The following is a 9,666-nucleotide window of genomic DNA, read 5'->3' as shown; positions in this document are numbered from 1 at the left end:
ATCTTTATGCGTATCTGTACTGCGACCGCCATTGTCCACTTTACTATCCCCGAAATAGCGGTTTGGAATAGCTGAATACCAGCCGTGCGAGTTATTGGCAGTTGAGCCAAACAAATCGCCGCTTTCATTGAATCCAAGTCCCCACGTATTGTTAGAGGTCTTAGTTACAATTTCCATATCAGAACCATCGGGTTTGAACCGGAAAAGTGCCTGTCCGAAGTTAAGTGAATCGCTTTGGCCCACTTTACCTTTAAATCCTGAATATCCAACTGAACCGTAAACCCAGTTGTCGAAACCATAATGCAGGTTAGAAGGTCCTGCGTGGGTATCTCCTGTCCCAAAGCCAGAGAAGAGGATTTTCTTAACATCGGCTTTATCATCGCCGTCAGTATCCTGCAAGAACAACATATGCGGAGCCTGCGAAACGATGAGCCCGCCATTTGCGAAAGCCAAACCTGTCGGGATACTCAGGTCATCGGAAAACTTGGTGAATTTGTCGGCTTTACCATCTTTGTTAGTATCCTCGCAAATCAGGATATAGTCGCTTCCGCCAGTATCTTTTCTTTCGTTCGGATAATCTTTGGTGATCAGAACAAACAGTCTTCCGCGCTCATCCCACGTCATCGCGATCGGGTGCATTACATCCGGTTCATGCGCGAAAACGTCCAATGTAAAGTCAACAGGAATTTGAATGTGCTTTACTGATTCTTCCGGCGAAAGCGGCAATTGCTGCATCTGCGGACCAGGGCGCTGCTCGTAGTTAGGCAGTTTTGCCTCGCGGTATTCAAATGGTTTTGGTGCCAATGCAGCCAATGCTTTTCTCGCATCGTCATTCACAGCCCACAGAATACCTTTTTCAATCAAATCCTGAAAACCAGGAACTGCCCAGGTACGCTCGTCGTGACCGTAAGCTGTGTAGAAAATGCGGCCCTTTCCGTGCGTTCTCACCCAGGTATAAGGCTCTTTCTGAACACCCGGCTTGTCTTTCGCCTGGTCTGCCTGGATCGTACGTTCGGTCAAAACGATGTTATCAGGCTGCAATTGAGAATGCAGGTAAGTTTCATCGATTGTTTTAAACGGTTTCACACCCGCGATTGCCGGGTGCTCAGGTTGGGTCCAAACAGGCTGGATGGTGTCAAAAGTGTGACGCCAGAACTGTCCGCCGATTAGCTTAACAACTTCCGGGTTATTACGGAAACAGTAAGACGCGCAGTGAATGGGGATAAACCCTTTGCCGCTGGCCACATAGTCGAGCAATGCTTTGGCTTGTGGCGGCGCGATCGAATCCCAGTTTGCATACAGCATGAGCGCGTCATACTTGTTCAAAGTTTCGGGATTCAGATCATTCAGATCGTCTGTATAAGTGAAGTTGAAACCTTTCGGTCCCAATGCCGCCATAATTTGCGGCACGCGCTCGGCAGGCTTATGGTGCCCGTCATCGCCCAGGAACAAAATTTCCGGGCGCCGCGCCTTGGAAACCTCACCTTTCGAAGACGCGCTTTTAACCGACGCATTCTGAGAGGAAGGCTGAGAGGCACAGCCCAGCAGGACTATACCAAGGATAAAGGATAACGCTTTAGTTTTCATCAGATAGTTTTGGCAAAATAGTATTTATTAGTTTGGTAGCGTTTGCGCGGTCGAAGGGACGTGCGATTACGCCAGCTCCTTAAAATCCGGCAGCTGAATCAGCGCGCCGCCTTGCAATGCCGATTCGTGCGCCAGAATACCTACGCTCGTCCAGTTGGCCGATTGCCATGCATTTGGGAACGGTTCGCGGTCTTCGATCAATGCGCTGATGAACTCGTGGGCCAAATGCGGGTGCGAACCGCCGTGGCCGCCGCCCTGTACGAACGATAAATGCGCATTTTCATCCAGGTTATACACGCCGTGACCAGTAAATGAGCGGATTTCCTCAGGCAGGTAATGCGCGTAATCTGGCGTTTTTACCTTTTCAGCGATTTCGTGCTCAGGCTTTTTTGCAGTGTGAATCACAGGATCTTCACCTTCAATCAGCGGCCATTCGAATGATTTTTTGCTTCCGTAAACCTCAAAACTCTCCCGGTACTGGCGCGCCACGTCGAATAACGAACGATATACATAAGCTGATAAATCGCTGTCCTTAAATTTAATATGCGCCGATTCCACCGCAAATGGAGAGTTGTGGATCTTCGCCAGATCTTCACTGATTGTACCTGAGCCGAAGCAAGAAACGTATTCGGCTTCCAGTTTCAATAAACCCGCAACCGGGCCCACGCAGTGCGTTGCGTAATGCATTGGAGGTAAGCCCGGCCAGTAATCAGGCCAGCCTTCCATATCCTGCTGATGACTCGCTTTCAGGAACTGAACTTTTCCAAGCTCGCCTTTTTCATACAATTCTTTGACAAACAAAAACTCACGTGCGTAAACCACGGTTTCCATCATCATGTACTTCTTGCCCGATTCCTTCGTCGCTTTCACGATCTCCATGCAATCTTCCACGCTTGTTGCCATCGGAACGGTACATGCAACGTGCTTTCCGGCACGAAGCGCTTTTAGAGTTTGCTCCGCGTGGTTAGGAATGGGCGAGTTAATGTGCACTGCGTCAACATTCGGGTCAGCCAGCAGCTCGTCATAGCTCGTATACCGAACATCGATTCCGTACTGGTCGCCGATTTCATTCAATTTAGATTCGGTACGCTGGCAGATCGCGTACATATTTGCATTGGGGTGTTTCTGATAAATGGGGATAAATTCGGCTCCAAAACCTAGTCCGACGATTGCAACGTTAATTTTCTGAGACATACTGGTTCAAAAATTGGTTAATTGTTCAGTTTTTTATCGATACTAAAAGATAGTCGATTTGATAGCGGGCTTACCTGGAAATCAGAGAGATAAGTGTGTGATCCTAAATCAAAAAGAGGGATGGTTGACAATACAATTTTAAACCAAAATAATGCTAAAAACTTTACGTCTTTTGATTAGTACTGATTCTATTTTGATCACTATTTGGTTAAATGAAAATATTTAAGCAAAAAATTGATACAAGAGCAAGCGTCTATTTTTCTTTTTTAACTCAAAAATGATAAGACCAGCCACACCGGGGGATGCGCCAGCAGTAGCGCCATTATTGATTCTGGCAATGGACCATATCGCCGGGATATTTGCAGGTTCATCCAATTATGCAGATGCGATACCATTCTTCGAGCGCTTTTTCAAAGCCGGTCAAAATCAGTATGGTTATGATAATACCATCGTTTTTGAAGAGGAAGATAAAGTGATCGGGTCAATTACCGGGTATGATGGAGCCCTGTTGCACCAGCTTCGCAAGCCTGTTCTGGATCTGCTGCAAAAGTCCCGGCCCGACTTCCATCCCTCGGACGAAACTGAGGCAGGTGAATATTATATTGATTGTGTAAATGTGCATCCAGACCATCAGGGTAAGGGAATTGGTAAGAAGCTGATCCAGGCATTTTGCGAAAAAGCAGCTTCACTCGGGCATCCACGCGTTGGACTTATTGTAGATCAGGTCAATCCGGCAGCAAAGCGGCTCTATGAAAATTTGGGTTTTAGGATTGTTGGTGAAAAAGATTTTATGGGCCACCGATATCATCACATGGTGCTGGAAGTAACTCCTAGGTGACGGTTTTTTACCTAAATTGCTTCTTTTAAAATATTTTAAAAACTCCAATCTATACCAATATAATGTTGCAAAGGAGATCCTTTATTAAAGCCGGAGCCCTGGCTGTGGCTGGCGCGTCCCTTCCGAAATGGTCATTTGCGAGGAATGCCGCCGATTTCCCGGTGGTCAGAATACCTGCTGAGAAGCGAAGCTTTACCAGTCCGGCCGTGGAAGCGACTATCACACGGATGAAAAAGGTGATTAAAGATCCCGAGCTCGCGTGGATGTTTGAGAACTGCTTCCCGAATACGATCGATACTACCGTCCATTTCAAAATGGAAAACGGCAAGCCGGATACTTTTGTGATTACGGGAGATATCGACGCAATGTGGCTCCGCGACAGTACCGCGCAGGTTTGGCCGTATTTGCCGCTGTTGAAAGAAGACCAGAAGTTGAAAGAAATGGTAGCGGGACTGATCAACCGGCAGACCAAATGCATTATCATCGATCCTTACGCCAATGCATTTTATGACCGGCCGAAAGAAAGTGAATGGACGAAAGACCATACCGAAATGAAGCCGATGCTGCATGAACGTAAATGGGAGCTCGATTCACTTTGCTACACGATCCGCCTGGCTTATAATTATTGGAAAATTACCGGAGATATCACGCCCTTTGATGCGGATTGGGTAAAAGCGGCGGGTTTGATCCTGAAAACGTGCAAAGAGCAGCAGCGCAAAGACGGGCCGGGGCCTTATAAGTTCGGCCGCACTACCGCCTGGTCTACGGATACCGTGCCGGGAAATGGGTATGGAAATCCGATCAAACCCAATGGGCTGATCGCTAGTACTTTCCGTCCATCTGATGATGCGGCTATGTATCCGTTTTTTGTTCCTTCCAATTTCTTTGCGGTCGTTTCTTTCCGTGAAATCGCGGAAATTTTGGAAAAGCTAGGCAGCGGCAATGCGAAGCTTGCGGCTGATTTTAAAGCGTTGGCAACCGAAGTTGAAACTGCATTGAAGAAGTTTGCAGTGTACCCGCACCCCGAATTTGGCAAGATTTACGCTTTTGAAGTCGACGGTTTTGGCAACTACCTGTTAATGGACGATGCCGGTATCCCGGGCCTGATCAGCTTGCCTTACCTGAATGCAGTTTCGGTAAAAGATCCGATTTACGTTAACACCAGGAAGTTCGTATTAAGTGACTCAAACCCATATTTCTTCAAAGGAAAAGCCGGCGAAGGTCTGGGCAGTCCGCACACGCTGGTCAACCAGATCTGGCCGATGGGCATCATCGCCCGCGCGATCACGTCTACTGACGAAAAGGAAATCGAAGCTCAGCTGAAACTGCTAAAAACCACACATAACCACACCGGTTTCATGCACGAATCGTTTGATAAGGATGACCAGGCTAAATTCACAAGAAGCTGGTTTGCGTGGGTGAATACGTTATTTGGGGAGTTGATTTTGAAGTTGGAAAAGGAGCGTCCGCATTTGTTGGGGAAGGTTTATTGAGTGCTGCTCTTCGGCTGCGCTCAGAGTGACAAGCTTGTCAGCATAATCTTTTTTGTCACCCTGAGCGTACCGGGCCGCCGGGCGGTCGAAGGGACGTGCACGATGTTATTATTTTAGGCTAACTCTTCTTTTGTCACCCTGAGCGCAGTCGAAGGGCGAATGCACAATGTGATTTTACTGCTAACTCTCCTTTGTCATCCTGATCGGACCGGGCCGCCGGGCGGTCTAAGGGACTTGCACAATGCTTGTACGTACGAGTAGCACCGTGCCTGCACTTCGACTGCGCTCAGTGTGACAAAATCAGTTAATAGTTATAGCTGAGCTCCTGTTGTCACCCCTGGGCGCCTGGCCGCCCGGTGCGCTCAGCATGACAAAATCAACCTGCAAATTGTTGACACCAACCTCTTGCTAATCCCTTTCCTGTTCTTTGGCTAATCATTTGAAGCTTGGGTTACTAACCAAACTTATGTTCAAATGACTATCAGGTATATATTAGTTCTCTTTCTTTCTGCGCCGATCTTTTGCTTTGCCCAGAACGATTTCGTTCGTTTTTCAGGTAGCATTGAGAATCGTAACAGTGATACTTTGATGATTTTTTCAAACACCAAAGTTCTTAAGACGATCCATGTTGATGGAAAAGGTAATTTTTCAGATTCAGTCAAAGTGCAAGAGGGGCTCTATGCATTGTCAGACAATGTAGAAATGACTACCGTCTTTTTAAAAAATGGGTTTGATATCCACGTAAAATTTGACGGAAAGAGATTTGACGAATCACTTCAATATAACGGTGTTGGAGCTAAGGAGAATAACTATCTGGCTAAGCATTTTTTGCTAGATGAACAATTTGACCAGCAATACGAACTGCTGGAAGATGAATCGCAGTTTACCGAACTTGTTAATAAGAAAAGAGATCAGCAATTGCAGGAATTGACCGATGGCAAGTTTGATGCAGATTTTGTGCGGGCGGAAAAGGAAATGTTAATGCACAATGCGGAAGGATCTAAGGCAAGCTTTGCTAAGAAAGTAGCTATTAAGCGATTAAAAAACTCAAAAACTCCTCTGTTCTCGTACGAAAATGTTGAAGGTGGAGTTACGAAGCTGGAAGATTTTAAAGGTAAATTCGTTTTCATAGATATATGGGCCACCTGGTGTGCGCCATGCATCGCGGAGATTCCACATTTGAAAAACGCCGAAGAAAGGTATAAGGGAAAGCAACTCGTGTTTTTAAGCCTATCTATTGATTATCAAAAAAATAAAGATAAATGGAAGAAGTTTGTAGCTGATAAAAATCTGGGAGGTGTTCAGGTCATAGCTGATAATGCTTGGCAATCTCAATTTATGAAGGACTATGCAGTATCTTCAATACCAAGATTCATTCTAATCGATCCGGAAGGGAAAGTTGTGAATGCAGACGCACCCAGGCCATCTTCTTCTCAGTTTAATGAGGAGCTGGATAAATTATTAAACTAAGAGGTTTATATATTAAACGAGGATCGTGTTCAGCTACGATCCTCGTTTTTTTATTTATGCATTAAAATTCTTCAAAGTAAATGTGGCACGCTCCAATTTTGCAATCAGCGTTGTCACGCGCAGCTGATTGACAATGTGAACACGCATTTCAGGAGTTACTCGGACAAGGTTCTCACTAAATAGAAAACTCTCCACCATTACATTCAGTGACTCGATCATTTCGCTGGCAGTATCGGTTTCGAAAAACTCTTTTACAATGTGATGTTGCTTCAATAATGCGTCTGCCATACCGTTAAAATCCGATTTCGTGCCGGCAGCTTCTTGTGATTTTGATTCTTGCAGTGTGTTCATAGTTTTGTCTAAGGTTTAATTGTGAATTGATTGAACTCAGCCCGGAGGTGAAGTTTTGCGGCTTTCTCCGGGCATTTTTAGTTTCAATTATGGTGGAGTTTTCCCACATTAATTAGGTAAATTTTTTTATTTCAACTTATAGGTGATAATGGTCTTTTCACTAATGTCGCCAAAATCAGATAGTACCTCTTTCATGCGCTTTTGCGAAATTCCTTTTTTAAATGTGAAATCACGCCATGCATTTCGGTACTTACCTTCCTTTGTTTCTGCCGGAAGCGTCGGATAGATGTTTTTAAGCCACCACTCAAACGTCTCCTCAACAGAGGAAAAAGTTTGCATGTTTCAAAGGTATGGATTTGTGGAGATCTTCCAACAAATGAAAACGTTTTTAAACGTTTAAGATCGGCTTGAATAGAATTAAGACTTTCTTAATCCTATTCACTATTTTGAAATAGATTATTGTTCGGTAGTAAAGCCGATTTTATTGGTCAAAGATGATGCAACTGGATGCCAAAATCGGTAAAATATGGAATCTGATTCCATATTTTACCGATTTTGCTTATATTCGCTCATGATCAATCGTTTAGCTGCTCCAAAAATTATCCAACTGGCAAGCCACTTTAAGTCGGTAGCTGTTACCGGGCCGAGGCAGTCTGGTAAAACAACGCTGGTGCGTGACTTATTTCCTGGTAAAACCTACTTGTCGCTTGAAAACCCTGATACCAGGCGGTTTGCATTGGAGGATCCTCGTGGATTTTTAGGTAAGTATGAGCAGGGAGCTATTTTTGATGAAGTTCAGCGGGCGCCCGAGTTGTTTTCTTTTCTACAAGAAATGCTGGATGAATCGCCAAAAACCGGTCGATTTATTCTCACCGGCTCCAACAATTTTTTGCTTCAACAAAATATCTCACAAACACTGGCTGGCCGTGTCGCGACTTTGAATCTGCTTCCATTCAGTACGGAAGACCTGTTTGGTTCACAGAGAGAAGCGCCGGATGAGAATGAATTGATAGTCAAAGGTCTTTATCCGCCCATCTACGATCCAGGTATCCCGCCGCAGGATTGGTTTCCTAATTACCTGCGAACGTACATAGATCGCGACGTTCGCCAGATCAAAAACATAACTGACCTAATTGTATTTGAGCGCTTTATGCGACTTTTAGCGGGGAGAACCGGGCAGGAACTGAATCTTACCTCGCTAGCAGTTGACACCGGCGTAGATACCAAAACTGTGCAATCCTGGATTGGTATTTTGGAGAGCAGCTTTATCATTCACCTGCTCAGGCCACATTTTAAAAACTTCAATAAAACCCTTATCAAGCGTCCGAAAATTTATTTTTACGATACAGGTCTGGTTTGTTCATTGCTGGGGATTAATACTGCCGAGCAATTGAGCCTGCATCCGTTAAGAGGAAATTTATTTGAATGTTTGGTGGTAACAGAGCTTTTAAAAAAGCGCACTAATGCCGGTAAACAGGTAAATCTTTATTATTGGCGTGACAGAACTGGTAACGAAGTAGACATTGTAATTGATAACGGGCTTTCACTTGTACCGCTTGAAATTAAAGCAGGAAAGACGGTCAACAGCCAGTTTTTTAAAAGTCTTTCCTATTGGAACAAACTAAGCGGAGCGCAAAAAGGCTACATTGTTTATGCTGGTAGCCAGGAAGAAGATCGATCTAGTGGTATTAGTGTGATTAATTGGTTTGAAATGGTAAAAAGAGATATTTGAAGGATTGCCAGGTACGCCGTAGTTGGTGTTCTCACCAACTACAACTTGTCCTACACAACAACCCGCCGCTTCTCTTCCGTCACTACCTTCATCTTCCCCAACTTCTTTCCCTTCTTAAACTTCTTCCCCAGCCAAATCACAACCCCCGTCACCGGCAAGGTCGCGGCTATGAATGCGACGATAAATGCGATGATTTTGCTTGGTAAGCCCCAGATGTTTCCGGTGTGGATTGGGTATACCAGCCGGCGGACTTTCATGCCGCGGGATTCGTTTTCGTAGAGCCGCTTTGAAATAAGGTCTCCATTATTTTTATCGAAATACAGGAAACTGACAATGTTGCTTACAGAAGCCAGATCATTGGTTTTTGAAATAGTAATCGACAAACTATCCTTTTCCGGCAGCGTGAAGAGGATCTTGCCGGGGTAGGGGAATTGTTTGTTGGTTTCTGTTAATACCTTTTCGAGCAGGTAGTTGTTTTGGGATGCATTTGGAGAGATGTTGGCGGGAACTTCGCGCAGCGTTTGCGGCTTACCGTCGAATGTAAGATAAATCAGGTTATTCACCCATCTATAACTCCAGACCAAGCCGGTTAGCGCTATCAGGAATATAAATGGCAGCACGTAAAAGCCGAAAACCGCGTGCAAATCCCAGTTAAGGCGCTTGAACTTGGCATTCCATTTGACACGGAAACGCTGCTTTTGATTCTTTCTGTTCGGCCACCAAAGTACCAGCCCGGTAATCATTATAACCAAAAACATCACGCAGGCAACGCCAGTAATTGCCTTGCCCGTTTCTTCCAGACAGAGGTAGCGATGCAGCCGCAAAACCACGCTGAAAAAAGCTTCATGCTCATCACGAACTGCGGTTATGCGACCAGTATAAGGGTCAATCGCGGCAGCTAAGCCTTCTTTCTCCTTTGTTTTAAGATTGAAAATGATCGTCCGATCGGCTTCTGGTTCTATTGTAATACGCTGGATCTCGTTTTTCGGAAATTTGTATTT

Annotated in this window: 9 protein-coding genes; 4 read left to right on the top strand and 5 right to left on the bottom strand. The window is 45.1% G+C overall.

The features are described from left to right. Both ACTIE6_RS09120 and ACTIE6_RS09115 read right to left on the bottom strand, forming a co-directional pair. A partial coding sequence (locus tag ACTIE6_RS09120; protein WP_439556343.1) for a PVC-type heme-binding CxxCH protein occupies positions 1–1,587 on the bottom strand: 1,587 nt, incomplete at its 3' end. Positions 1,588–1,653: 66 nt separating this feature from the next. Beyond that, entirely contained in the window at positions 1,654–2,781 is a 1,128-nt protein-coding gene (locus tag ACTIE6_RS09115) for a Gfo/Idh/MocA family protein (protein WP_439556342.1), read from the bottom strand. Between the two features lie 277 nt (positions 2,782–3,058). Here ACTIE6_RS09115 and ACTIE6_RS09110 point away from each other — a divergent pair, with 277 nt between their 5' ends. From ACTIE6_RS09110 to ACTIE6_RS09100, 3 genes are all read left to right on the top strand, one after another. Beyond that, positions 3,059–3,619 (top strand): GNAT family N-acetyltransferase, encoded by a 561-nt coding sequence (locus tag ACTIE6_RS09110; RefSeq protein WP_439556341.1) that lies wholly within the window; start codon positions 3,059–3,061, stop codon positions 3,617–3,619. 62 nt (positions 3,620–3,681) lie between these two features. Next, a complete protein-coding gene (locus ACTIE6_RS09105; protein ID WP_439556340.1) occupies positions 3,682–5,112 on the top strand; it encodes a glycoside hydrolase family 125 protein in 1,431 nt (476 codons plus the stop codon). A gap of 474 nt (positions 5,113–5,586) precedes the next feature. Then, on the top strand, positions 5,587–6,582 hold the full coding sequence (locus tag ACTIE6_RS09100; protein WP_439556339.1) for a TlpA family protein disulfide reductase: 996 nt from the start codon (positions 5,587–5,589) through the stop codon (positions 6,580–6,582). Between the two features lie 54 nt (positions 6,583–6,636). Here ACTIE6_RS09100 and ACTIE6_RS09095 read toward each other — a convergent pair whose 3' ends face one another. Then, a complete protein-coding gene (locus tag ACTIE6_RS09095; RefSeq protein WP_439556338.1) occupies positions 6,637–6,933 on the bottom strand; it encodes a hypothetical protein in 297 nt (98 codons plus the stop codon). Between the two features lie 126 nt (positions 6,934–7,059). Further along, positions 7,060–7,272 (bottom strand): hypothetical protein, encoded by a 213-nt coding sequence (locus ACTIE6_RS09090; RefSeq protein WP_439556337.1) that lies wholly within the window; start codon positions 7,270–7,272, stop codon positions 7,060–7,062. A gap of 187 nt (positions 7,273–7,459) precedes the next feature. On the opposite strand from ACTIE6_RS09090, the gene ACTIE6_RS09085 reads away from it, so the two are divergent. Next, positions 7,460–8,665: an ATP-binding protein gene (locus ACTIE6_RS09085; protein WP_439556336.1), complete on the top strand. Its 1,206-nt coding sequence runs from the start codon at positions 7,460–7,462 to the stop codon at positions 8,663–8,665. A gap of 50 nt (positions 8,666–8,715) precedes the next feature. Here the strand turns inward: ACTIE6_RS09085 and ACTIE6_RS09080 are convergent. Continuing rightward, the coding region (locus ACTIE6_RS09080; RefSeq protein WP_439556335.1) for a PepSY-associated TM helix domain-containing protein at positions 8,716–9,666 on the bottom strand (951 nt) is incomplete at its 5' end.

Origin of the sequence: Dyadobacter sp., assembly GCF_051859145.1 — a bacterium.
Classification (GTDB): domain Bacteria; phylum Bacteroidota; class Bacteroidia; order Cytophagales; family Spirosomataceae; genus Dyadobacter.
Note: the sequence above shows the minus strand (reverse complement) of the source record. Positions and strands in the feature narration are given on the sequence as shown.

Excerpts from the sequence above, each read along its gene's own strand:
- ACTIE6_RS09115 (WP_439556342.1), bottom strand. The coding sequence starts at position 2,781 with ATGTCTCAGAAAATTAACGTTGCAATCGTCGGACTAGGTTTTGGAGCC.
- ACTIE6_RS09110 (WP_439556341.1), top strand. The coding sequence starts at position 3,059 with ATGATAAGACCAGCCACACCGGGGGATGCGCCAGCAGTAGCGCCATTA.
- ACTIE6_RS09105 (WP_439556340.1), top strand. The coding sequence starts at position 3,682 with ATGTTGCAAAGGAGATCCTTTATTAAAGCCGGAGCCCTGGCTGTGGCT.
- ACTIE6_RS09100 (WP_439556339.1), top strand. The coding sequence starts at position 5,587 with ATGACTATCAGGTATATATTAGTTCTCTTTCTTTCTGCGCCGATCTTT.
- ACTIE6_RS09095 (WP_439556338.1), bottom strand. The coding sequence starts at position 6,933 with ATGAACACACTGCAAGAATCAAAATCACAAGAAGCTGCCGGCACGAAA.
- ACTIE6_RS09090 (WP_439556337.1), bottom strand. The coding sequence starts at position 7,272 with ATGCAAACTTTTTCCTCTGTTGAGGAGACGTTTGAGTGGTGGCTTAAA.
- ACTIE6_RS09085 (WP_439556336.1), top strand. The coding sequence starts at position 7,460 with ATGGAATCTGATTCCATATTTTACCGATTTTGCTTATATTCGCTCATG.